The following is a 23346-nucleotide window of genomic DNA, read 5'->3' as shown; positions in this document are numbered from 1 at the left end:
AACAGGCACTCTATGAAAGGCTCACTTTCCTGAGCGCGAGGACGCAAAATGGCCAGATTCTTCGGCACACCCGACGGCGTCAAGGTCGGCGACCTCTTCGTCGACCGCCGCGAGCTGCACGACGCCCATGTTCATCGCCCGACCCAAGCCGGCATCTCCGGCGCCAAGCAGGAAGGCGCCGACTCGATCGTCGTCTCGGGCGGCTACGTGGATGATCGAGACTACGGCGACTACATCATTTACACCGGTCACGGCGGTCGTGATCCGGGCGCCACGAAGCAGACCAAGAACCAGTCAGTCGATGCACCGGGAAACGCTGGGCTCATCACAAGCCAGGTTGAAGGACTCCCCGTCCGCGTCGTGCGAGGCGCTCACCGATCGAACCCTTATGCCCCACCCTCGGGATATCAGTACGCGGGACTCTTCCTCGTCACCGACTGGTGGATTGAAGAGGGAGCCGAAGGTTTGGAGATTGTCCGCTTCCGACTCGATCGGATCCCCGAACAAGCGCACCTATGGACAGAGGAAGAGCCGGTTCTGGATCCAGCATTCGCAACCAGCACGATCTCACGCCGCATCCGCGACACTCAACTCTCTCGTGAAGTGAAAGCCCTCTACGAGCACCACTGTCAGATATGCCAATCGTCGATACCCGGGATTAGCGACCGCTACTACTCGGAAGGTGCCCATGTCCGACCGCTTGGGCGACCCCATCTGGGAGCTGATGCGTTGAACAACCTTCTTTGCCTCTGCCCGAACCACCACACACAGCTCGATATCGGCGGAATGGTGATCCTCAACGACCTCACGGTGGCGAAGACGAGTGACCTTACCCCGTTCGCCGAATTGACCTTCCGCAAGGATCACAAGCTCGACATTGCTAACGCACAGTACCACCGGTCGCAGTGGGGATTCGCTTAGCGCGGGACCCAGTCCGTCGACTCGATGGTCTCGCCATCCTCGGCAAACGCGAACGTCGCGACGACGTACTCCCCTCGCAGCGCGTTCGGCAGCCAGTGCTTCGCGTCATCCCACATCCCGTCGAGCGGGATGGCGTCGAGCGGATGCCACTCGGGCTCGAGCTCGACGGATGGCTTCGGCTCCCCCGCCCATCGACGACACACGAACGCCCACGACTTCTGACTCCATTCCGGATGATGCGGAAACGGGTAGGTCAGCTCACCGATGGGCTCGAGCGCGTCAGCATCGACGACCACCCCGACCTCCTCGGCGACCTCGCGCACGACGGCATCCGTCGACGACTCACCGGGCTCAAGCTTCCCTCCCGGGCCGACCAGCTTGCCGCGACCGAGGCCGGTCTTCTTGCGGCCGAGCAACACCTCGGCTCCATGCGCGGTCTCCCGGATGAGGTAGCAGACGCATACCTCGGGAAGAGCCATGGTGAAAGGTTATCCGTCGCGCGAATGCACGCTCCCCCGACAACTATGGCGACGTGAAGCGAGCACTCGGAGGCAGATCCGTTTCGGCGTAGAACTCGCGCATCCCACGACGCACTGCCCGCCAGATGATCGAATACATGATCCAGATGAAGACCCCAATCATCGCCAAGGAGACAACGAGGTAGATGATCAGGAGGACGATTCCGAGACCGGCATAGTTTCCGAGGTAGTCATTGAACATGACCCGAACATAGTCGAGGCTGTCCCATGTCGACTCATACACGAAAGCAGGGCGCGGCAACGACTGCCGCAGGCGCCCAGTCTTCATGCGATGAAGGAAACTAAACTTCATGACCGAACACACGCAACCTACAACGCCGCTTGGCCCCGTCTCGAGGTGGCCACAGATCAAATACGCCGAACTCAACGCGAACCAGAAAGAGATCTACAACTTCCAGAAGGTTGCTGCGCTTCTCGCCGAGTTCGGATTTAACTGCATCAAACTCGCCGACGACTGGCAGGGTGCGGACTTCCTTGCCTACCACCATCATGGCGACCGAACATTGAACGTCCAACTCAAGGCTGGACTCGAGATTCACAAGAAGTACCAATCGAAGGCCCTCTACATAGCCTTTCGCGCGAAAGAGACCTGGTACCTCATCGAGCACGATGCGCTCGTTGAACTATGCGGGCAGCACACGACCTTCCTGAATACCAAGGAGTGGAAGGAGAAGCACCGGTACTACACAGCGACCCTAAATGCGAAGCTCCGCGAGGCGCTCGCGCCGTTTGTGCTCGGGACTGAATTTTAGGTTCAACATCCCCTCCCTCACAGCTGCACAGACCTGCACACTTTCCCCAGTTTAGGCAGTTGCAGCACCCTGCTATTCGGGCCTCTGTACCCTCGCCCCATGATCATCGAAGCCGGCTATGACCTGTTCGAACTTTTTGCGCCCAAGCTCTTCGCCAAACCTCACGCCAAGGGAGGGAATGGCACCTGGGTCCTCGCCCTGGATGAGAACCTGCGCAACCAGCACATGGCGAAAGTCGGCGGCGATGCCTCCGACGCGATCGAGAACCGCATTCCGAAGTTTGTGAAGGCGTTGAACAAGCGCGCCCTCCGCCCCGTCACTTATTACGCGGTCGCCCACCTCGACACCGAACTTCACGGCGGCTACAGCGAACCGTTCGAGCACTTCTCCGAAACCCTCCGACTGGCGCCGGAACTCATCGAGCATGAGCTCCTGAGCATCTACTTCTCCAACGGGAAAAGCATCTACAGCGACGGGCCGCGCTACAGCTTTCGGGACTACTTCGGTTATGAGCACCTACCGCGCAATGCCACGATTCCGGGGCCGCATGAATACCCCTGCGCCTGCCTGGCCTGCACTCAGCACGACGAGATGCTCCGCCGCAACCGGGAGCGCTACGAGGCCACCACGACTGACGAGTCATGACACCGAGCGCAACGGTGTACCACCTCGAGCCTCGGTGGTACCATGCTTTCATGCCGACATCCCGCCGCCGCTACCAGGTCACCGAGACCGACGACGTCGCGCGCGCCCTCGACGAAGCCGCAAAACGGTGGCCGAACGAGCCACGGTCTCGCCTCATCGTCCGCACAATCACCGCCGGTGGCGAAGCGCTCGCGCAGGATGCCGCGCTAGAAATCCGACTAGCCGCCCTTAAGCGCCTGCAGGGAAGCGAACCGGATGCCTACGGCCCCGGCTACTTGGAGGATCTTCGCACCGATTGGCCAGCATGATCGTTCTCGACGCAAGCGTCGTCATTGCCTTCCTCGACCCGAACGACCGCCATCACCAGCGTGCCGCGGAGTTGCTCGAAGACCACGCCGTCCACGGATTCCGGATGCATCAACTCACCCTCGCCGAAGTACTCGTCGGTGCCGTACGAACCGGACGCGGCAGCCAGCTACTCGACAACCTCACCACTATCGGCGTAGCCGCGCACCAAGCCTCAGCCAGCGAGCCGCTGATCCTCGCCGAACTACGAGCCACCACCGGGCTCCGGATGCCGGACTGCTGCGTGCTGGCCGTCGCGCAGCTGGAGGGGCTGCCGCTCGCGACCTTCGATCAGCAGCTCACTCGCGCCGCTGAGAGTATCGGGGTGGGAACGCTTCGGTGAGGCAGATCCCCTCGTGGTCATCGTGAGTTGGTTTGGAGACGATCGCCTTCGGCGATCCATCAACCAGCGGCGCTCGAGGCCCCAGTACCAGTTAAAGAAAACTCGGCCCCAGAGGGGCCGAGCGGTGTAGCAGTTAGCTTACCCGAGATTGCGCGAAGGCGCGTTCACCAGCCCACAGGCCGGAAGATTGAGCCGACCGGATCCGGTAGCTGTGCATCTTCGAAGTCGGTCTTCCGCAGCTGGTACCACCAATGCTGGCCGACACCATCGCTCGCGGACCCATTCATTCGCCCAGCGGGAAAGTTTCTGGTCGGATTGACGAGCCCCACCGGCACGCGGCGGCGCACTTCCTTAACGGGGAAGGCCAAGTCGCTGTCATTGCTGATCACGATCGCCGCATCAACTCGATTGCTGAGCACGTCAAGTAGTAGATGGGAAGCGACGTTGACGTCGGAGCCCTTCTCCTCGCGCCGAGCGACCGACACCATGAATACTGAGTCGGGCCGCGGCTGACCCGAAACGTCCTTCACCATGACCGGCCAGGCGGGCTTCGTTAACACTGGCCGCCCTTTCTTGTCGGGCACGCAAGCGGGACAGTAGACGTTCGCGAAACATAGTGGCCCATCGACTGCTCGTCCGCGGAGCCAGCCTCCCTCAGAGCACGCAGGTAGACATCCTGATCACGCTGGCCACCCGGATTGTCACCCCCGCTGATGCGCGCGGTGCAAAACACCACTCGCTCCACAATTGCATTTGACCAGTTCGATTGCTGCTGAAGAAGGTTCGCCGAGAGGGCCCTTAGATCGAGCCACCGCCATCCCGGAGTCGATCGCCCGCAAATCCCGCGTGCGCCGTAGTACAAGTTGAACCCGTCAATGTAGACGCCGACACGCATGACGCCACGTTAGCGATATCCCGCCAGATGGTTCGAAAGAATGCTCCCCGTGTGGATAACTCGCCCGCGAGCCTAGGGAGCCACCACAACTTTCCCGGCCGCACGGCCGGCCGCCAGGTGCCGGATCGCATCCGGTGCCTCGGCGAGCGGGAACGTGCGGTCGATGGCCGGGGTGATCGCGCCGGAGGCGAGGAGCTCGGCCAGGGCGGCCAGGTCATCCGCGGACTCGGTCGCGAACAGGCCGACGAGCTTCTGGCTCGCGAACATCGACAGGAACGGCGCCGCGAGGCTGCGGCCGGCCAGTCCGAGCACCTTGCCACCGCCCTCGCCGCCGACGATCACGAGAACGCCCTTCGGCGCGAGGAGCCTGCGGGACTCGGCCGGCGACCGTCCACCCGCGATGTCGATCACGACGTCGAACTCCCCCGTCACGGGCTCGGACGTGTAGTCGATGACCGCATCCGCGCCGAGCGAACGCACGAGCTCGACCTTGCCCGTGCTGCACACGCCCGTGACGTGCGCCCCGACATGCTTCGCGAGCTGCACCGCGAACGAACCGACCCCGCCCCCGGCGCCGACCACGAGCACCCGGATGCCGGCCTCCACACCCTCGACCACGCCCGCAGCGCGCAGCGCCTGCAACGCCGTGTAGCCCGCCATCGACACTGCGGCCGCCTGCACGAACAGCACGCTCTCCGGTTTCAGAACCACCCGCTTCTCGCGGGCCACCGCGAACTCCGCGAACGACCCCGACGCCGAGCCGAAGACCTCATCGCCCACGCGGAACCGCGTCACAGCCGAGCCGACCTCCTCAACGACACCCGCGACATCCGAACCCCGCGTCTTCTCCCTCGGGCCCCCGAAGCCGAGGAACAACCGGGCGAACGTCGGCTCCCCCGTCATCACGTGCCAATCGGCCATGTTGACACCGGCCGCCTTCACCCGGATGAGCACCTCATCCGCCGCCGGCACGGGCCGCTCCACCTCGCGCAACTCGAGCACGTCGGCCGAGCCGTAGGAGTCCTGCATGATCGCCTTCACTTGCCTGCCTTTCCCTGCGGAGCCGCGTCGGCATCCGGATACTGAAAAACCTCATCGAGCGGAACCCCGAACACCCGCGCGATCTGGAACGCGACCTCGAGTGACGGCGAATACCGCCCCTGCTCGATCGCGATGATCGTCTGCCGCGTCATCCCGACACGGTCGGCCAGCTCGGCCTGCGTCATCTCGCCGTGCGTGAACCGCAGGGTCCGGATGTCGTTGGTCACCATCGTCGGTTTCACCACGGCTGGAACCCCTTGCGGTAGGCCACGATCTTCGCGACCGACGAGAGCACCGCCGAGAGCACGAAGCCGAGGTAGATGACGTTCGCGATCCAGAAGCGGTCCCAGTCGGCGATCGCCATGAGCATCGCCGCGAGCGCGCCCGCGATGACGAAGCCCTGGCCCACGTGGTCGCCGAAGCGGCCGATCTGCTTGTCGCGGACATCCGGCTTCTGGACGGTTCTCGGGAAGAGCGTGCCCAGGAGAATCGCGATAACGATGGATGCCGCGATCGAGCCGAGGATCGTCCAGATCATCGGCCAGGCGAACTCTACCTCGACGAGGGGTGCGCCCGCGGCGCGACCCAGGATGACCGCGACATAGACCGTGTAGGCCACGATCGCGAGGATCCCGAACTGCCAGGCGTTGCGTTCTTCGGATGCCATGTGAACTCCTTGTACAAGATTATTGACATGGTCACTGTAAAGAATCTTTTACTTGATGTCAAATACTCCCGACAGCGTCGGCCCCCGCCAGCGTCAGGACGACTTCCTCGAGGCCGGCCAGACCGGGCGACGCCACGATGTCGGCACCGATGCGCGCGCTCACCTTCCCATAGCTCGGATCGGCGAGCACACGCCGCACGGCGTCGCGCACCTGCGGGGGCTTCGGATGGTTCGTCTTCAGGTTGATCCCCGCCCCCGACCACTGCACCCGCGCCGTCACCTCGGTCTTGTCCTCGCTGAGCCCGGCCGCCACGAGCGGCACGCCGTACTCCATCGCGTAGTGCACCCCGCCGTATCCGCCGTTGGTGACCAGAACATCCGTCAACGGCAGCAGCTTGTCATAGGGCAGGTACTCGGATGCGCGCACATTCGCCGGCAACGGATGCGGCAGCGTCGCGACATCCCGCCCGCCCGTGCTCACCACGACGAGCACGTTCTCGTCCGCCAACCCGGCCATCGACGGGGCGATCAGCTCGTCGTAGTCCATGTTGGCGACGGTGCCCTGGGTGACGTGGATCACCCGACGGGAGCCGTCCAACTCGTCCCACCATTCGGGCAGCGCCTGCGTGGAGGTGGCGCTCCGCGACACCGGCCCGACGAAGTGCACGGTCTCCGGCAGGTCGCGACGCGGGTATTCGAAGCTCGGCACCGTGAACTGCACGACCGCGTCCGCGAGCGCAGGGTAGTTGAGGAAGAAAGTGCGAAGCGGGTATCCCGTGGCATCGAGCACCGTGCGCTCCGCCAGCTTCTGCAAGGAGCCGAACACGATTCTCTTGGCGAGCACCGCGAGCAGCGCGTTGCGCACCCGCCCGATCACACCGGGCTTCGGCATCACGCCGAGGCCGTAGGGAGCGGTGTCGACGCTCTCGACGCTCAGCGGCACGATGCCGAGGATCACCACCGGTGGCCGGGTCTCGCGCGGGCGCGCCACCAGCATCGCTGCGCCGAGGAAGAGGCCCTCGACCAGCACAGCATCCGGCTTCTCGGCCCTGATCGCCGCATCGACGGCGCGCAACTGGGCCGGCGCGGGCTTGAGGAAGATCGTGCTGAGGTCGAACCGGATGCCGGCCGGCCCGGACAAGCCGACCCGCCCGGGGAAGGCGGCATCCAGGTTGCTGCCGTCGTAGTCGGCCTCCGCCGGCAGCGGCAGATAATCGGCGCCGGTCGCCTCGACCTTCTCCCGATAGCGCGAACCGGTGAGAAAACGCACCCGATGGCCGCGCTCGACGAGGAAGGCGGCGACCGCGAGCAGCGGCGTGACGTGCCCGTGCACGGGGGTGGCGCACAACAGAATGGATGCCATGATGATCCTTTGTTAGACTTCGGTGTCACGGGATAGTATTCACTACACCGATAAGGGAGTCAATATGGCAGCGACGAAAACCTCTCGCGATTACCGCTCGCCGCTTCGAGAGGAGCAGGCGGCGAACACCCGGCAGCGCATCCTCGACGCGGCGGCCGGATGCTTCGCCGAGGCGGGCTTCGCCGGCACCTCCCTGCGCGACATCGCCGTCGCCGCCGGCGTCTCGGTGGAGACCGTGAAGCTCAACGGCCCGAAGAGCGCACTGCTGATCGGAGCATTCGAGCAGGCTTTCTCCGGCAACGAGAGCCACGAGAACATCGTCGACAGCGAGGCGGGGCGCGCCACCCTCGGGATTGCCGACAACGACGAGTTCCTGAGCACCATGGTCAGGTTCATCGCCGACGCCAACGCGCGCACGAGCGCGCTGTGGGCGGCGTTCACCGCGGCGGCGGCCTCAGATCCCCTCGCCAAGTTCGAGATGGACGATCTGCTGTCGCGGAAGCTTCAGGACTGCCGCACCGCGATCGCAGAACTCGACCGGCGCGACATGATCACCACCGACTCCGCACGCAACCGGTTGGCCGATGTGCTGTCGTTCGTGATCTCCGCCGAGGGTCACCAGCAACTGGTGGCCCAGGCCGGCTGGAGTCACGCGCGCTACACGACCTGGCTCGAGGCGTCGGTGCGGCAGCTCGTGCTCTCCCCCACCGACTCCTGACACCGGGGGCCCTGCTGTTCCGTCTCGCACTGCGAGAGGCCCTAGCGTCGCGTGTCTGAGGATCTGGGCCCCCGACCGCGCAAGTCGGGAGGCTACTGGACGGGCGGGAGCGCCTGCGGCGCGTCCTTGCCGCCGTAGTGGAACTCGCGCATGCCGCGGCGCACGGCCCGCCACACGATCGTGTACTGGATCCAGATCGCGAGCAGCACAATGAGTGCCGTCACGACGAGCCAGATGACGAAGAACACGATGCCGAACCCGGCGATCATGCCGAAGTCGAAGGGAACAGGTGGGTTAGGGTCCATGACGACACCGTAGTGAATCGGAGGTCGGCTTGGCCAGAGTAGCTACCGCCGATTGAGTAGCCCGCGGAGCGGGCGTATCGAAATCGAGGTGTCGCGACGGCGGGTTTCGATACGTCGCCTGCGGCGACTACTCAACCAGCGGATCGCTCGGTCATGACGCGGTTTGTGTCTCATGACGCAGAAAATTCGCCGTCATGAGACACAAACCGCGTCATGACCTCAGGGTGTAGGTGTGGTGGAAGTGACGGGACGCTACTCAAGCGGCGAAGGCGCGGTAGCAGGGTAGATCGCCCCGAGCAGCGTCGCCGCCCACTCGATGAGCGCCGCGTCATCCGGGAACTCGGGCAGCGGCAGCATGACCGTGCGGGTCGCCGAGAGGTAGCGCGATCCCGGGTACATCCGCTGCAGTCGCGCCTGGATCGAGTCCGGCAGCTCAGCTCCGACGATGCGCACCTTGCCGGCCGCGTTCACGAGCTCGGAGAGCCCGGCCTTCTGCGCCATCCGCCTGAGCCGCGACACGGCGATCAGGTTCTGCACCTGCTCGGGCGGTGGGCCGTAGCGGTCGGTCAGTTCCTCGAGCACCGCATCCAGCGCATCCGGGGTGGATGCCGGCCCGCTCGCCGCCGACAGCTTCTGGTAGGCCTCGAGCCGCAGCCGCTCGCTCTCGACATACTCTTCGGGGATGTGCGCATCCACCGGCAGCTCGAGCCGCAGCTCGGTCTGCCCTTCGGCGACCTCGCCGCGGAAGTCGTTCACGGCCTCGCCGATCATCCGCAGGTACAGGTCGAAGCCGACGCCGGCGATGTGCCCGGACTGCTCCCCGCCGAGCAGGTTTCCCGCACCCCGGATCTCGAGATCCTTCAGCGCGATCTGCATGCCGCCGCCGAGCTCGTTGTTCGCCGCGATCGTCGCGAGCCGGTCGTGGGCGGTCTCGCTGAGCGGCTTGTTCTCGTCGTACAGGAAGTACGCGTACGCGCGCTCGCGCCCGCGCCCCACCCGCCCGCGGATCTGGTGCAGCTGGCTCAGCCCGTACTTGTCAGCACGGTCGATGATGAGCGTGTTCGCGTTCGTGATGTCGATGCCGGTCTCGATGATCGTCGTCGACACGAGCACGTCGAACTTACGCTCCCAGAAGTCGACCATGACCTGCTCGAGCACGCCCTCCGGCAGTTGCCCGTGGGCGACCGCGATGCGCGCCTCCGGCACGAGCTCGGCGAGCTGCGACGCGACCCGGTTGATGCTCTTGACCCGATTGTGCACGAAGAACACCTGCCCCTCGCGCAGCAGCTCGCGCCGAATCGCGGCCGCCACCTGCTTGTCGCTGTACGGCCCGACGAACGTGAGAATCGGATGCCGGTCCTCCGGCGGCGTCGCGAGCGTCGACATCTCGCGGATGCCGGTCACCGCCATCTCGAGCGTGCGCGGGATGGGCGTCGCGCTCATCGCGAGTACGTCGACGTTCGTCTTGAGCTTCTTGAGCGCATCCTTGTGCTCCACGCCGAAACGCTGCTCCTCGTCGATGATGGCGAGGCCCAGATCCTTGAACCGGATGTCGTTGGTGAGCAGGCGGTGCGTTCCGATCACGAGGTCGACCGTGCCATCCGCGAGCCCCGCGATCGTCTCCTTCGCCTCCTTGTCGGTCTGGAACCGGCTGAGCGCGCGCAGGTGGATGGGGAAGCCGGCGAACCGCTCGGAGAAGGTCTCCAGGTGCTGGCGCACGAGCAGGGTCGTCGGCACGAGCATGGCGACCTGCTTGCCGTCCTGGATCGCCTTGAACGCCGCGCGCACCGCGACCTCGGTCTTGCCGTAACCGACATCACCGGAGAGGAGGCGATCCATGGGGATGGCGCGCTCCATATCCGCCTTGACCTCGTCGATCGTCGTCAGCTGGTCGGGCGTCTCGACGAACGGGAACGCCTCCTCGAGCTCGCGCTGCCAGGGCGTGTCGGGACCGAACGCGTGACCGCGGCTCGCCATCCGGGCGCTGTAGAGCTTGACGAGCTCGACCGCGATGTCCCGCACCGCGCGGCGCGCCCTGCCCTTGGCCGCCGACCAGTCGCTGCCGCCCATCTTGCTGAGCGCGGGCGCCTCCCCGCCGACGTAGCGGGTGAGCAGGTCGAGCTGGTCGGTCGGCACGTAGAGCTTGTCGCCCGGGTAGCCGCGCTTGCTCGGGGCGTACTCGATGAGCAGGTACTCGCGGGAGTTCTTGACGGGATTCCGGCCTCCCGTGCTCACCTCGCGCTGCACGAGCTCGACGAACCTGCCGATGCCGTGCGTCTGGTGCACGACGAAGTCCCCGGTCTTCAGTTGCAGCGGGTCGACGACGTTGCGGCGCCGGCTCGCGAGCTTCTTCACCTGGCGCGAGTCGTAGCCGGCGGAGCGACCGTAGAACTCGGACTCGCTGAACAGGGCGAGCTTCGTCTCGGCCAGTTCGAAGCCGGCCTCCACGGATGCCTTGAGCAGGTAGGCGACGCCGGGTTCGGCATCCTCGGGGAAGGCGTCGACGATGCGGCCGGCGAGGTTGTGCTCGGCGAGCACGGATGCCGCGCGCTCGACGAGGCCGGCGCCCTGGGCGGTGATGACGACGGTCCAGTCGTCCTTGAGGAGGGTGGCGATGTGCTCGATGGCGCCGTCGGGGTTGCCGGCGAAGTTGGGGGCGGGAGCGGCCTCGATGCGGAGGTAATGGTCGTCGACGGTGAGCGGTTCGGGGATCTCGACGGGCTCGATCCGAGAGGTATGCGGATCGGGAGTCTCGACGGGCTCGGTCTGAGAAGTATGGCCGTCTCCGGTCGAGCCCAACATTACTTCTCCGGTCGAGCCGGTCGAGACCCCGCTGTCGAAACTGCTCAGCGTCCACCAGGTGCACCCGCCGGCTCGCTCGCGCAATTCACTCATCGACAGGAAGTCCCCGGCGTCGAGGTCGATGGGCGCCTCCGCCCCCGCCGTCGCCGCATTCCACGCCGCCGCCAGGAACTCGCGGTTCGTCTCCCCCAGGCTCACCGCGCGACTCGCGACGCGCTCGGGCGAGATCACGGCGACCGCGGCATCCGGGGGCAGGTAATCGGTCACCGGCACGAGCCGGTCGACGAGCGCCGGCGCGAGCGACTCCATGCCGTCGACCGGGATGCCCTCGGCGATTTTCGCGAGCAGGGTGCTGAGACTCGGGAACTCGTGCTGCATCTCGCCCGCCCGCTGGCGCACCGCATCCGTGAGCAGCAGTTCGCGGCTCGGCTGCAGCTCGACCGAGACGAGTTCTTCCTCGAGCGAACGCTGGTCGGCGACCGAGAACGGCCGCAGTTGCTCGAGCTCGTCGCCGAAGAAATCGGCCCGCGCCGGATGCTCGTCGGTCGGAGCGAACACGTCGAGGATGCCGCCGCGCACCGCGAACTCGCCGCGCCGGGTCACCATGTCGACGCGGGTGTAGGCAAGGGCGACCAGCTGCTCGGAGAGTTCGGCCAGGTTGTAACCGCGGCCGCCGACCGTGAGCGTGATCGGCTCGAGCGCGGCGAGGCCGGGGGCAAGCGGCTGCAGTGCGGCGCGCACGCTCGCCACCACGATGATCGGATGCCCAGGGCTCACGCGAGTCGGGTCGCCGGGCGACGCTGCGCCCTGCGCGGATCCGACATCCTGTGCCTGTTCCGCCTGCCACTCCTGCAGCCGCCGCAGAGCCCGGATGCGCTTGCCGACCGTCTCCGCGCTCGGGCTCAGGCGCTCGTGCGGGAGCGTCTCCCAGGCGGGGAACTCGAGGATCTCGGCATCCGGGACGACCGCGGCGAGGGCATCGCGCAGGGATTCGGAGTCGCGACCGGTGGCGACGATCGCGAAGAGCGCCTGCGGGCCGGTCCGGGCATCGAGGAGAGTGGCGAGCAGTGGGGCGCGCAGGCCGTCGACGAGGGAGAAGTCAGTGCTGTTGCGGGCGTTTCGCGCGGCCTCGGAGAACGTGCGGGCGTGCAGAAGCCTGGCACTTAAGCCCTCGAGTATCACCGGACAAGTCTAGTAACCGCCGGCTGGGCGTGCGTTGGTCGAGCGTTGCCCGCTGCTCAGCCAGCGAGCCATCGGACCCTCGGGGAGCGGAGGCGTCCGGACACAGGATCGATGCGGAGGTTTGTCAACGATGCGCACGCTACAGCCGGCGCATCGTTGACAAAACTCCGCATCGACGGGCGCCGAGCCCCGGGCGCGGACCGGGGAGCGGTGCCCTCGGGCACGGGCCACTCCAGAAAGCGGCCAGGTCAGGTCAGGACGCGGCCAGGCCAGGCCAGGACGCGGTCAGGTCAAGACGCGGGATCAGGCGAGTGGAAGCGCTGCTGGGCCGCGGTGAGCCCGTCGACGGCGATCACCTCGACGGCATCCGCGGCATCCGAAATCAGCGACGGCAGCGATGCGCGCTCGGTCGAGGAGAAGTCCTTGAGCACGAAGTCGGCCGCATCCTGCCGCCCGGGCGGTCGCCCGATGCCGACGCGCACACGGATGAAGTCGCCCGTGCCGACCGCCGACACGATGTCCCGGATGCCGTTGTGCCCGCCGTGGCCGCCGCCGAACTTGAGACGCACCGTGTCGAACGGGATGTCGAGCTCGTCGTGGACGACGATCAGGCGCTCCGGCGGAAGCTTGTAGAACTTGAGCAGGTTCGCGACCGGCGCGCCGGAGAGGTTCATGTAGGTGTTCGTCCCGGCGAGGATGAGCTTCGGTCCGCCCATGCCGGCGCGCACCTCAGCCGCCATCGCGTTCGCGCGGTGTCGCTTGAACTTCGCCGACATCCGGGTGCCCAGTTCGGCGACGACCATCTCGCCGACGTTGTGACGATTCGCGGCGTAGCCGGGCCCGGGGTTTCCGAGCCCGACCACGAGCCACGAATCGGTGGTCATGCGAGCAGGCTACTCGGCAGCAGCCTCGGCGGGTGCTTCGCCGGATGCCGACTCGGCCTCCGCGCCAGCCTCGCCCTCGGCGCCCTCCGCAGCCTCGCCCTCGGCCTCTTCGCCCTCTGCGGGCTCGCCCAGGCTCACCGCAGCCGGAACGATGACGTTCACGAGCAGGAGCTCGGGGTCGTCGAGCAGGCTCGAGCCCTCCGGCAGCGTGGCTTCCGAAGCGTGAATCTTGGTGCCCTCCTCGGCGCCCTCGATGTCGATGACGATGCGCTCGGGGATGCTCGTGGCGTCGGCCTCGAGGCGGATCGTGTTGACCTCGAGCATGGCGATGGTGCCGCTGAACGACTCGCCCTCGAGGTGAATCGGGACCTCGACGTGAACCTTCTCGCCCTTCTTGACGATGACGAGGTCGAGGTGCTCGATGATCTGGCGCACCGGGTCCTTCTGCACATCCTTGACGAGGGCCAGCTGCTTCTTGCCCGCGACATCGAGGTCGAGGATGGCGTTCGCCTTGCGCAGGAGCAGGCCGACCTCATGGCCCGGCAGGCTCACGTGCTGCGGCGCGGTGCCGTGGCCGTAGATGACGGCGGGGATGCGGCCCTCGGCGCGCAGGCGGCGGGCGAAGCCCTTGCCGAAGTTCTCGCGCAGCTCGGCCTTGATGTGGTTGTCGGCCTGGGCCTTCTTGTCGGCGTCGGACTTCTTGCCCGTGCTGACCTTCTTGTCAGTCATGTCTGTCTCCTTCGCAGGCTGTCTGGCCCGCGTGTCTCGTGGTGGTCAACTCGAACGCCTGCGCGTGAGGAAAGACTGTGCGGCCTGTGAAGACCCTGCCTGCTCACCGCGTCGATTACGGATGCTGCGCCCGACCGTCCTGGAACGGCCTGGCCCCAGCGATCCCTCGCCGAAGTTCAATCCCCGAGTTTAGCGCATGCGCGCGCACGTCGAATGCGCGGGGGTCGGATGCGCGCAGCCGAGTGCGCCCGTAAGTCCGACGTCGGGTGCGCTCAGCGCCACCAGTCGTCGAAACGCGAGACCGGCAGGTTGCGTTTGTGGCGCGTCGCGACGTACTTCGCCTCGATCGTCTCGGCGACGGCGGGAGGGACATCCGCCCCCTCGAGGTAGTCGTCGATCTGCTGATAGCTGAGGCCCAGGTTCGCCTCGTCGCTCTGGCCGGGGGTGTCGTCGAGCAGGTCGGCGGTGGGTTCCTTCAGGTAGAGACGTTCCGGTGCGCCGAGCTCTTCGAGCAGGGCTCGGCCCTGCCGTTTGGTGAGACCGCTGAGCGGGAGGAGGTCGGCGGCGCCGTCACCGAACTTGGTGTAGAAACCGGTGACCGCCTCCGCCGCGTGATCGGTGCCGACGACGAGCAGGGAGCGCTGCCCGGCGATCGCGTACTGGGCGATCATCCGCGCGCGAGCCTTGACGTTGCCCTTCGTGAAGTCGGTCATCTCATCGCCGATCGCGTCCAGGTATTCGGCCTCGAAGCCGTCGACCGCGCGCTGGATGTTGAAGTCGACCGTGCGCTGCGGCTGGATGAACCGCAGCGCGAGCTGGGCGTCATCTTCGTCGCGCTGAATCGCGTAGGGCAGGCGCACCGCGATGAATTCCGCGGGGATGCCGTCGGCCGCGAGCCGCTCGACCGCAAGCTGGCAAAGGCGGCCGGCGAGCGAGGAGTCCTGCCCGCCGCTGATGCCGAGCACGAAGCCCTTCGCGTGGGTGGCCTTCGCGTAGTCGACGAGGAACCCGACCCGCGCTTCGATCTCCTCGCGCGGGTCGATCGTCGCCGACACGTTCAGGTCGCGGATGATCTGCTGCTGCAGGGGGCGCATGACGCCACCCTACAACGGCGCCAGTTTCGCGCGCGTTTCGGCGACGATCTGCGCGGGGGTCTGGTCGATGCTCACCGTGACGCCGGGTTCGCCGTCGGCGAGGGGCTCGAGGGTGGCGAGTTGCGAGTCGAGGAGGGTGGCGGGCATGAAGTGGCCTTCGCGCTGGGCGAGCCTCTTCTGCAGCAACTCGCGATCTCCGTCGAGAAGCACGAAGCGGGCGCGGGGCTCCACCTCAAGAATGGCGTCGCGGTAGGACCGCTTGAGCGCGGAACAGGCGATGACGAGCCCAGTGTCGGCTGTGTCCGCATCCGACAGCACGCCGCCGACCCGTTGCAACCATGGCCATCGGTCGTTATCGTCGAGCGGATGCCCTGCCGCCATCTTGCGGACGTTCGCCTCCGGATGCAGGTCGTCGGCATCCGCGAACGGGAGGCTGAGCGCACCGGCAAGGAGCCCGCCAATGGTCGTCTTTCCCGAGCCGCTGACGCCGAGGACGACGATGAGTGGTTTCACGCTCCGCTACCAGTCGTGGACCGTGCCGTCGGCGAGACGGTTGTAGGGGAGGTACGCCTGCTCGTACGGGTACTTGCCCGCCTCATCCTGGTTGAGCTCGACGCCGAGGCCCGGCTTGTCACCCGGGTGCAGCAGGCCGTTCTCCCAGGTGAAGGACTGCTCGAACACGGCATCCGTCTTCGCACCGTGCTTCATGTACTCCTGGATGCCGAAGTTGTGGATCGCGAGGCCGAGGTGCATGGCCGCCGCCATCCCGACGGGCGAGATGTCGGTCGGCCCGTGCATGCCCGACTTGATCTGGTACATGGCCGCGTAGTCGAGGGTTTTCTTGAGGGCCGTAATACCTCCCATGTGTGTCACGGCACCACGCACGTAATCGATGAGCTGTTCGCGGATAATGTCTTTGAAATCCCAGATGGTGTTGAAGATCTCGCCGATCGCGAGGGGAGTCGTCGTGTGCTGACGCACGAGACGCAGTGCTTCCTGATTCTCCGCCGGAGTGCAGTCCTCGAGCCAGAAGAGGTCGTAGGGCTCGAGGCTCTTCCCCAGCTGAGCCGCCTGAATCGGGGTCATCCGGTGATGCCCGTCGTGAAGCAGTGGCAGTTCCGGTCCGAACTCGTTGCGGACCGCCTCGAACACGGTGGGGATATGACGCAGGTACGACCGCGTATCCCAGTCCTCCTCCTGAGGCAACGCACCACGCACTGCGGGCTCGTGGTCATAGCGCGTCCCGAGGGCGGCTGCCGCGTCGTTCGAGGCGATCCCGTAGATGGCCTTGAGGCCAGGTACACCCGTCTGCACACGAATGGACCGGTAGCCCTGTTCGAGGTGATCGCGAACGGAGTCGAAGATCTCAGGAAGTTCCTTTCCGGATGCGTGACCATAGGCCATGAGACCCGTGCGGCTCGCTCCGCCGAGCAGTTGATACACGGGCATGCCCGCGGCCTTGCCCTTGATGTCCCACAGCGCCATATCGACGGCGGCGATGGCCGCCATCGTGATAGGCCCGCGGCGCCAGTAGGCGCTGCGGTAGAGGAACTGCCAGGTGTCCTCGATCTTCGAGGCGTCGCGGCCGATGAGCAACTGGACGACGTGGTCGCGCAGGTAGCTCACGACGGCGAGTTCCCGGCCGTTGACGGTCGCGTCGCCCAGGCCGGTGAGACCGTCATCCGTCGTCAGCTTGAGCGTGACGAAGTTGCGGTCGGGGCTCGTGACGATGACTTCTGCTTTGGTGATGATCATGATTGCCTCCTGATGGGCTAGAGCGATGGTCGAGTGGAAAACGACGGTCAGATCGTCATCGCCGAGAAGCCGCCATCGACGGTGACGAGAGATCCGGTGACGAAGCCCGATGCCTTTGAGGCGGCGAGCCACAGGAGCGCTCCGTCGAGTTCTTGCGGAACACCGAGTCGTTGCAAGGGCGTGTGGCCGATGATGCTGTTCACCCGATCACGGGTCAGCACCGTGCGATTCTGCTCGGCGGGGAAAAAGCCGGGCACGATCGCGTTCACCCGGATGCCGTCCCCCGCGAGTTCGCGAGCGAGGTACTGAGTGAGATTGTTGACGCCCGCCTTCGCGACCCCGTAGCCGAGAACCCGGCTGAGCGGCGGGCCGGATGATGCTGACGAAATATTGATGATCGACGCTCCGTGCTCACGATTGCGCAGTAGCGGGGTGAAGATCTGGCAGGTGCGGAACACCGATCCGAGATTGACATCGAGCAACCGGTTCCACTCCTCATCGTCCAGAAGCTCGAACGGGGTTGTGCTGTTGACTCCCGGAGCATTGACGAGGATGTCGAGGCCGCCACGCTCCTCGAGCGCTGCTGCTGCCGACTCCAGCGAACTCCGCTCTGTGGCGTCGACCGGAACGAATTCTGCTGAGCCGCCCGCGGAGATAATGGAGCTGACGACATCCGCCCCCCGCTCCTGGGAACGGCCAAGTACCGCGACGGCGGCTCCCGCGGCGGCGAGACACTGTGCGAACCGACCGCCGAGCACGCCGGTACCGCCGATGACGGCAGCCCTGGTTCCCTTCAAGCTGAAGAGTTCACCCGGGTCGAGAATCTCTGTCATCTTGTCTCCATCAATGAGAACGGCGCCAGGTGGCGGCCGATGTGCGATTCGAGCAGGGACTCGTACTCGTCGACACGGGTCTCGAGGAGCTCGCGAAGCGCCGCATCCGCACTCGAAGGCCCCGTGCCATCTTCGGTACGAAGCACTGCTCCGTATCCGACGTGCAGGATCTGTCGACTGTCGAATGACGCGACGAGATCGGGAAGACGCTCGTCGGGAACCTCTCCGATGTCCGGAGTGCGATCCAGTTGTGCGGAGACGTGGTAGCTCGATCGCGCACCACGATAGGCCTCACGACTCACCTCGTAGACCTCCCGGAACAATTCGGGCGCGAACTGAGCCGCAATGTCGAGCGCGACGAGGTAGTTGGTCCCCGACGTCTTCAGGTGCACGAGACGACCGGTCGCCTCCACCACCAGGTCGTAGATGCTGAATTTGTCGGAACCTGAGTGAAGACTGATCTTGTAGGGGCCGAACGCGCGGGCGATGTTCGAATGTTGCACGAGACTGCGGTAGAGCTCATCCCGGTCGCCGATGTAGTCAACGCCCTTCTCGAACCTGCCGACATATCGGGGGGCGAAACTCACCCACTCCATACCGAGGCGCTTCATCTCTGTCGCAAGGTATACGTGTTCGATCAGGGTTGTCACGTCGTCCGTCTCGTCGACGGAAACCTCGACCTCGACCGGATGTTTCGCCCTTCCCATGAGGTGCCGATACATGGACACGACGTGGGCCACGGCCGGACCGTACTTCGCTGCGGCGAAACGGATGTCACCCTCCGGTATGCGCAGGACGCTGTCGCCGAGATCTATGCTGCGACCCGCATAGCGTCGCATCATCGCGTCGGCGGTGTCCTCCAGCTCCCCCCAGGGCAATTCGGCAAGCTGGGCATCGCTCGGCTCCCCTTCCAGGTGACGGACGTGATCGCCGGGATCCAGCGTGAACGAGGTGAACCCGGCATCCAGACATCGGTCGACCTCATCGGTCGACTTGAGGTGATCAGCATCCGCCCCCACCGGCCGATCCCAACCGGCTTGCAGGCATCCGAAGGTCGCATCGTCCAGAACCCGCTGCGGTGTGCGCCCCAAACGGTCCATCTCGCGAGCGGATTGCTGTGCGAAGACGGGCATGATTCCCGACCCGGACTTTCGGAATGCCCGCACCTGACCGGCAGTGGCGAGACCGAGTCGGTCGCCAACACCGGCCGACGCGAGAAGGCCGATAGGCCTCGGCTTGAGCACGGGCATCTTCGCTCTCACCATGGCTGCGTTCTTCGCAGAAAGCGGACCCTCCAGAATCGTCCCGCCATCGCCCTCAGAGGCCATACCTTCGAATCCCCGGAGATCGGAGGCCAAGGAGGCGACCACTCGCAGTCGACGTGAGTCACCGGCACCGACAACCGACAGGCCCGAGGCTGAGGTCATGATGCTGCGCGATCGAGAAGGGAGGCCGAGTCCCGGTCGAGGAAGACGCGTGCGTGCCCCTGGGTCTGCAGGATCGATGCTGGACAGTTCGGACTCACCGAACCCTCGAGCGCGTTCTTCACCGCAGTGGCCTTTCGCTCTTCTGGCACCCCAACCAGCACGATCTCCGAGCGCAGTAGAGCCGGGATAGTGAGACTGAGTGCCTGTTGTGGCGTTTCGGCGAGCGAGGGAAAATGTCCCTCCCCTACCTGCTGCTTGCGGGAGACCTCATCCATGTCAACGAGCTTCATGGTTTCGGATGTCTCGAATTCGGCTGGAGGGTCATTGAACGCGAGGTGGCCGTTTTCACCGATGCCCATGACCGTGATGGACGGGGAAAGGTCACGAACCAACTGGGAGTAGCGTTCAAGCTCCTCTTCGACGGGTTCATGATCGCCTCGAACGCCTTCGAAAGCCTTCGGCGAAACGTATGCGACGAGGTTCTCCTGCATCCAGCGACGGAAGCTGGCCGGATGTTCCTCCGACATCCCGAGGTATTCATCCATGTGCAGGATCGTGATGCGCGACCAGTCGATGTCCTCACGCGAACGGACCGCGCGCGCGAAGCTCAACTGGGAATTCCCTGTCGCGAGGATCACCGCGATCTCGTCCTTCACCGCCAACGCAGCGCTGGCCGCATCTGCGAAAGCCTTGGCCACTTCGATTCCAAGTTCCTCATTCGACTCGGAAAGGGTGACCTCGAGCTTGTCGTAGGTGAGATTCTCCATGGGTAGGTCCTTTCGCTGCAAAATATCCCAGTTCGCGTCTCGGAGGCGAGGTATTGGCTTCCGCGCCTCATCACAGACTATTCAATAAAGCATACTTATTCAAATATCACTGCTACTTCCAATCACTGAAATTCCAGCGATTTTTGGTCATTAGTCTTCTTGAGGTATGACGATTGACTTGATTCGTTCCCCTGCGTTGCCGCAACGCGCGCTCCGTCACGTCACGAAGAGCACCAAGGCGGCGATCAGGGCAACCGCGACCAGGATTGCGCGAAGTATCGGTGCCGGCAGCTTGCGTCCGATGCGCGAACCGATCCATCCGCCGACCGCAGAACCCACGCCCACGAGTATCGCAACCGGCCAGTCGACGATTCCCATCGTGATGAAAAGGATCGCCGAAATGACATTGGCGACGCCAGCGAGCACGTTCTTCGCGCCGTTCGCACGGTTCATGTCCGTTGACCACATGATTCCGAGGAGAGCCAGGAGCACCACTCCCTGCGCTGCCCCGAAATAGCCGCCATAGATCCCGGTGCAGAAGACACCCAGGATCAATCCGAAGGTGAGCGGTCGGGTGGCACTCGCTGCCTCCGCCGACGATCGACGCCTCACGTATGCGGCAACCCTGGGTTGGATGGCCGCCAGCACGGCAGCGATGACCAGAAGGAAGGGGACGATGATCGAAAAGTTCTCGGCGGGCAGCAGGAGCAGGGCAGCACCCCCGGTGAGACCGCCGATGCCGGAAAGCGACGCCATCCACAGCACACTGCGCCACTGGCCCTGCAACTCCCTGCGATATCCGTATGCACCCGAGATCGATGCGGGCACGAGTCCCACCGTGTTCGAGACGTTCGCCGTGACGGGCGGAATACCGAGCGCAAGCAGCACTGGGAAGGTAATGAGCGTTCCCGCACCGGCGACGACGTTGATGATCCCCGCAGCGACTCCCGCCACCATGATGATGCCAGCGTCAAGCAGGCTCACCATCGTCCGGCCAGCGCCACGCTCCGCAGCGAGAGCGCCTCGTCGAAAAGCGCGAAATCCGCGTGGTACCCGGGGGCGATTCGTCCAACCTCGGAAAGCCTGGCCGCATGAGCTGGGATCGATGTCGCCATCGCGATGAGGTCGGTCAGGCCGACCCCGAGTTGGGAGACGATGGGGAGCATCTGAGAGATCAGGGTCGTGCTTCCAGCGAATGCAGTACGGTCCGTCGTCACACCAACGCCATCCTCGACAAGATACTCGTTGTCGCCCATCCCGTATCGGCTTCCATCGGGCAGCCCGGCACCCGGCGTCGAGTCGGACACAAGACACAGTCGATCAGGAAGGCAACGCATTGCGAGTTTCATCAGGGTCGGCGGCAAATGCTTCCCGTCCCCGATCATCTCCACAGTCAGCAAATCGGAGGCGAGAGTGGCCTCGAGCATCCCAGGTCGACGCCACGGACCCTCGCGGACTGTCGTCGACTGCCCGCTGAAGACGTGGATGACATGGCTGAGCCCCGCGCGCTGGCAGGCGAAGAGGTCCTCGTCGCGGCCATCGGTATGACCGGCCGCCGCGACGATATCGAGCGACACCAGCCGCTCGGTGAGCCTGACCGCCCCCGGCAATTCAGGGGCAAGGCTCATCATTCGGATCACGCGTGCGTGGTCGAGAAGTTGCTCGACCGAGCCGTCGTCGGGCATGCGCAGCGTTCGCGGATCCTGTGCACCGCGCTGGGCGTCGGAGAAATATGGACCCTCAAGGTGAGCGCCTTCGATGCGAGGCAGGCCCGCACTACTGCGGATGGAGTCGACCACCTCGAGCGACGCTACGAGATCCTCAATGGGAGCCGCCGACATGGTCGGAAGCAGAGACGTAACCCCCGCAGCCAAGTACGCCTCGAGTGCTTGTCGGTGCCCTCCGGCATCGCCCTCGTTGAAGCCGCGCCCACCAGCTCCGTGAGTATGGATGTCAACCAGCCCGGCGGTCAGGATTCCTTGGCCGAGTTCCCGCTTTGAATAATCGGTGGGCACCTGGCGGAGCGGGACGATGGCCTCGATCCTCCCGTCCCGAACGAGCACGGAATGGTCCTGGAGCACTTCGCTGTCCGCGACAATATCCGGCCCTACCAGCGCCTCACGCACCTTGATCACCTACCCGCTCAGCCAGGTTCCCGTCCTGGAAGACGTCACTCTGCGACATAGACGCATTCACCCCGTGACACTGTGCCGGTGATCTTCAGCTCTCCGACGGGGGCCTCTGCATCCCACTGATAAGTGATGAGATCCGCCGGTCCGCCGACCCGGAGCGTTCCCACCCCACTGTCGGCGAGCCCGAACAACTCGGCTGGATGGAGTGTCGCGAGGTCGATTGCCTCGCCGAGCGGCAGGATGCCGAAGTTGGCGACGTTCTGCACGCCTCGACGCAGAGTCAGGGCGGAGCCCGCGAGGATGTCCTCCGTGCTCGCGAGGTGGAGCTTGCCGCTCGGCTCCAGAACGACCTCGTGTCCGTGGTGGGTACCGTACCGCCCAGCAGGCATCTGCGCGAGGTAGGAGGCGTCGCTCGTCAGGATCGCCTTGCGGCCCTTTGCTCGAATCATGACCTTCAGGGTCTCGGGGGGTAGGTGGAAGCCGTCGGGAATGAGTCCCGCCCATTGTCTGTCCTCGGCGAGTTGAGCCCAGATGTAGTTGGGGTGACGCCTGATGAGCGGGTGCGCGCCATTGCCTAGGTGCGTGGCCATCCTGGCCCCTGCGTCGACACCGGCCTTGACGTCCTCGACCGACGCCGCGCTGTGACCGATCGAGGCGATGACGCCGGTCGCGACGAGCCTCTCGATGAACGAAATCGCTCCCGGCCACTCCGGTGCGATAGTGACCTTCTTGATCCTGCCGCCGGCGGCATCCTGCCAGCGGAGGAACTCGTCCCAATCCGGCGGACGGACCCACTCGGCGTTGTGCGCGCCGCGCGGCCCGTCCTCGGGTGAGATGAAGGGGCCTTCCACATGGATACCGAGGACCGCGTGTTCGACGCCCGCATCCTGCTCGCAGGCCCGTGCGACCGAGGCGACGCTCGCGACAATGCTCTGCTCGGTGGCCGTCACGATCGTGGGGCAGAAGCGCGTCACGCCCTCACGGTGCAGAGCATCGACGGTACCGCGCACGGTTTCGACGGAAGCCGCGTCCCCGTTGAGGTTGAAGCCCCCCATGCCGTTGACCTGCACGTCGATGAGCGCAGGGGCGATCCACTGGCCGGATGCCGAAGCGGGAGAGATTTCCGTGACCAGGCCTTTCTCTGCGGTGACCCTCACACCCTCGCCGGTCGACCACAGTCTGCCAGTCCATTGTGCTGCCACTATCC

The 23346-nt window shown here is 65.2% G+C and carries 26 protein-coding genes; 6 read left to right on the top strand and 20 right to left on the bottom strand.

Annotation, left to right across the window (positions count from 1 at the left end; genetic code table 11):
* The first annotated feature begins 48 nt into the window (after positions 1-48).
* On the top strand, positions 49-921 hold the full coding sequence (locus ABD678_RS07025; protein ID WP_344755118.1) for a YDG/SRA domain-containing protein: 873 nt from the start codon (positions 49-51) through the stop codon (positions 919-921).
* Here the strand turns inward: ABD678_RS07025 and ABD678_RS07020 are convergent.
* Positions 918-1400, bottom strand: a complete 483-nt coding sequence (locus tag ABD678_RS07020; protein WP_344755116.1) for an 8-oxo-dGTP diphosphatase — start codon at positions 1398-1400, stop codon at positions 918-920. The two genes, ABD678_RS07025 and ABD678_RS07020, sit on opposite strands and share 4 nt — an antisense overlap.
* A 43-nt stretch (positions 1401-1443) precedes the next feature.
* Positions 1444-1641: a hypothetical protein gene (locus ABD678_RS07015; protein ID WP_344755114.1), complete on the bottom strand. Its 198-nt coding sequence runs from the start codon at positions 1639-1641 to the stop codon at positions 1444-1446.
* A gap of 109 nt (positions 1642-1750) precedes the next feature.
* On the opposite strand from ABD678_RS07015, the gene ABD678_RS07010 reads away from it, so the two are divergent.
* The 4 genes from ABD678_RS07010 to ABD678_RS06995 all read left to right on the top strand — a co-directional run bounded on the left by ABD678_RS07010 (position 1751) and on the right by ABD678_RS06995 (position 3545).
* Positions 1751-2212 (top strand): hypothetical protein, encoded by a 462-nt coding sequence (locus ABD678_RS07010; RefSeq protein ID WP_344755112.1) that lies wholly within the window; start codon positions 1751-1753, stop codon positions 2210-2212.
* Between the two features lie 99 nt (positions 2213-2311).
* Positions 2312-2857, top strand: coding sequence for a hypothetical protein (locus ABD678_RS07005; RefSeq protein ID WP_344755110.1), 546 nt, complete (start codon positions 2312-2314; stop codon positions 2855-2857).
* A gap of 50 nt (positions 2858-2907) precedes the next feature.
* Positions 2908-3165 (top strand): hypothetical protein, encoded by a 258-nt coding sequence (locus ABD678_RS07000; RefSeq protein ID WP_344755108.1) that lies wholly within the window; start codon positions 2908-2910, stop codon positions 3163-3165.
* Entirely contained in the window at positions 3162-3545 is a 384-nt protein-coding gene (locus ABD678_RS06995) for a type II toxin-antitoxin system VapC family toxin (RefSeq protein WP_344757112.1), read from the top strand. Before ABD678_RS07000 ends, ABD678_RS06995 begins: the two co-directional genes overlap by 4 nt.
* Before the next feature lie 164 nt (positions 3546-3709).
* Here the strand turns inward: ABD678_RS06995 and ABD678_RS06990 are convergent, their stop codons facing one another.
* The 5 genes from ABD678_RS06990 to ABD678_RS06970 form a co-directional block, all read right to left on the bottom strand.
* The gene (locus ABD678_RS06990; protein WP_344755106.1) at positions 3710-4129 is read right to left on the bottom strand and encodes an NYN domain-containing protein; all 420 of its coding nucleotides are present in this window, start codon (positions 4127-4129) and stop codon (positions 3710-3712) included.
* 383 nt (positions 4130-4512) lie between these two features.
* Positions 4513-5481: an NAD(P)-dependent alcohol dehydrogenase gene (locus ABD678_RS06985; RefSeq protein ID WP_344755104.1), complete on the bottom strand. Its 969-nt coding sequence runs from the start codon at positions 5479-5481 to the stop codon at positions 4513-4515.
* Complete coding sequence (locus ABD678_RS06980) at positions 5478-5726, bottom strand: helix-turn-helix transcriptional regulator (RefSeq protein ID WP_344755102.1); 249 nt, start codon at positions 5724-5726, stop codon at positions 5478-5480. Before ABD678_RS06980 ends, ABD678_RS06985 begins: the two co-directional genes overlap by 4 nt.
* Positions 5720-6148: a hypothetical protein gene (locus ABD678_RS06975; protein WP_344755100.1), complete on the bottom strand. Its 429-nt coding sequence runs from the start codon at positions 6146-6148 to the stop codon at positions 5720-5722. The genes ABD678_RS06980 and ABD678_RS06975 overlap by 7 nt, the downstream gene beginning before the upstream one ends.
* Positions 6149-6206: 58 nt before the next feature.
* The gene (locus ABD678_RS06970; protein ID WP_344755098.1) at positions 6207-7511 is read right to left on the bottom strand and encodes a nucleotide disphospho-sugar-binding domain-containing protein; all 1305 of its coding nucleotides are present in this window, start codon (positions 7509-7511) and stop codon (positions 6207-6209) included.
* 64 nt (positions 7512-7575) lie between these two features.
* Here ABD678_RS06970 and ABD678_RS06965 point away from each other — a divergent pair, with 64 nt between their 5' ends.
* A complete protein-coding gene (locus ABD678_RS06965) occupies positions 7576-8229 on the top strand; it encodes a TetR/AcrR family transcriptional regulator (protein ID WP_344755096.1) in 654 nt (217 codons plus the stop codon).
* Positions 8230-8321: 92 nt separating this feature from the next.
* On the opposite strand, the gene ABD678_RS06960 is transcribed toward ABD678_RS06965, so the two are convergent.
* The 13 genes from ABD678_RS06960 to nagA all read right to left on the bottom strand — a co-directional run bounded on the left by ABD678_RS06960 (position 8322) and on the right by nagA (position 23296).
* Entirely contained in the window at positions 8322-8534 is a 213-nt protein-coding gene (locus ABD678_RS06960) for a hypothetical protein (RefSeq protein ID WP_344755094.1), read from the bottom strand.
* Positions 8535-8786: 252 nt separating this feature from the next.
* A complete protein-coding gene (mfd, locus tag ABD678_RS06955) occupies positions 8787-12518 on the bottom strand; it encodes a transcription-repair coupling factor (protein WP_344755092.1) in 3732 nt (1243 codons plus the stop codon).
* 290 nt (positions 12519-12808) lie between these two features.
* Complete coding sequence (gene pth, locus ABD678_RS06950) at positions 12809-13402, bottom strand: aminoacyl-tRNA hydrolase (RefSeq protein ID WP_344755090.1); 594 nt, start codon at positions 13400-13402, stop codon at positions 12809-12811.
* A gap of 9 nt (positions 13403-13411) precedes the next feature.
* Positions 13412-14131: a 50S ribosomal protein L25/general stress protein Ctc gene (locus ABD678_RS06945; protein ID WP_344755088.1), complete on the bottom strand. Its 720-nt coding sequence runs from the start codon at positions 14129-14131 to the stop codon at positions 13412-13414.
* A gap of 272 nt (positions 14132-14403) precedes the next feature.
* Positions 14404-15225 (bottom strand): ammonia-dependent NAD(+) synthetase, encoded by an 822-nt coding sequence (nadE, locus tag ABD678_RS06940; RefSeq protein WP_344755086.1) that lies wholly within the window; start codon positions 15223-15225, stop codon positions 14404-14406.
* Positions 15226-15234: 9 nt separating this feature from the next.
* Positions 15235-15738 (bottom strand): gluconokinase, encoded by a 504-nt coding sequence (locus ABD678_RS06935; RefSeq protein ID WP_344755084.1) that lies wholly within the window; start codon positions 15736-15738, stop codon positions 15235-15237.
* A 6-nt stretch (positions 15739-15744) separates the two neighbouring features.
* Positions 15745-16980: a D-mannonate dehydratase ManD gene (gene manD / locus ABD678_RS06930; protein ID WP_344755082.1), complete on the bottom strand. Its 1236-nt coding sequence runs from the start codon at positions 16978-16980 to the stop codon at positions 15745-15747.
* 47 nt (positions 16981-17027) lie between these two features.
* Positions 17028-17813, bottom strand: coding sequence for an SDR family oxidoreductase (locus tag ABD678_RS06925; RefSeq protein ID WP_344755080.1), 786 nt, complete (start codon positions 17811-17813; stop codon positions 17028-17030).
* The gene (locus tag ABD678_RS06920; protein ID WP_344755078.1) at positions 17810-19141 is read right to left on the bottom strand and encodes a tagaturonate epimerase family protein; all 1332 of its coding nucleotides are present in this window, start codon (positions 19139-19141) and stop codon (positions 17810-17812) included. The genes ABD678_RS06925 and ABD678_RS06920 overlap by 4 nt, the downstream gene beginning before the upstream one ends.
* Before the next feature lie 95 nt (positions 19142-19236).
* Entirely contained in the window at positions 19237-20007 is a 771-nt protein-coding gene (locus ABD678_RS06915) for a 6-phosphogluconolactonase (RefSeq protein ID WP_344755076.1), read from the bottom strand.
* 216 nt (positions 20008-20223) lie between these two features.
* On the bottom strand, positions 20224-20991 hold the full coding sequence (locus tag ABD678_RS06910) for a sulfite exporter TauE/SafE family protein (RefSeq protein WP_344755074.1): 768 nt from the start codon (positions 20989-20991) through the stop codon (positions 20224-20226).
* A complete protein-coding gene (locus ABD678_RS06905) occupies positions 20988-22142 on the bottom strand; it encodes an N-acetylglucosamine-6-phosphate deacetylase (protein ID WP_344755072.1) in 1155 nt (384 codons plus the stop codon). Before ABD678_RS06905 ends, ABD678_RS06910 begins: the two co-directional genes overlap by 4 nt.
* A 35-nt stretch (positions 22143-22177) precedes the next feature.
* Positions 22178-23296 (bottom strand): N-acetylglucosamine-6-phosphate deacetylase, encoded by a 1119-nt coding sequence (gene nagA, locus ABD678_RS06900; RefSeq protein ID WP_344755070.1) that lies wholly within the window; start codon positions 23294-23296, stop codon positions 22178-22180.
* Positions 23297-23346: the final 50 nt, after the last annotated feature.

The organism is Leifsonella bigeumensis (assembly GCF_039537265.1).
In the GTDB taxonomy this organism is placed as follows: Bacteria; Actinomycetota; Actinomycetes; order Actinomycetales; family Microbacteriaceae; genus Terrimesophilobacter; species Terrimesophilobacter bigeumensis.
This window is presented reverse-complemented; position numbering and strand designations above follow the sequence as displayed.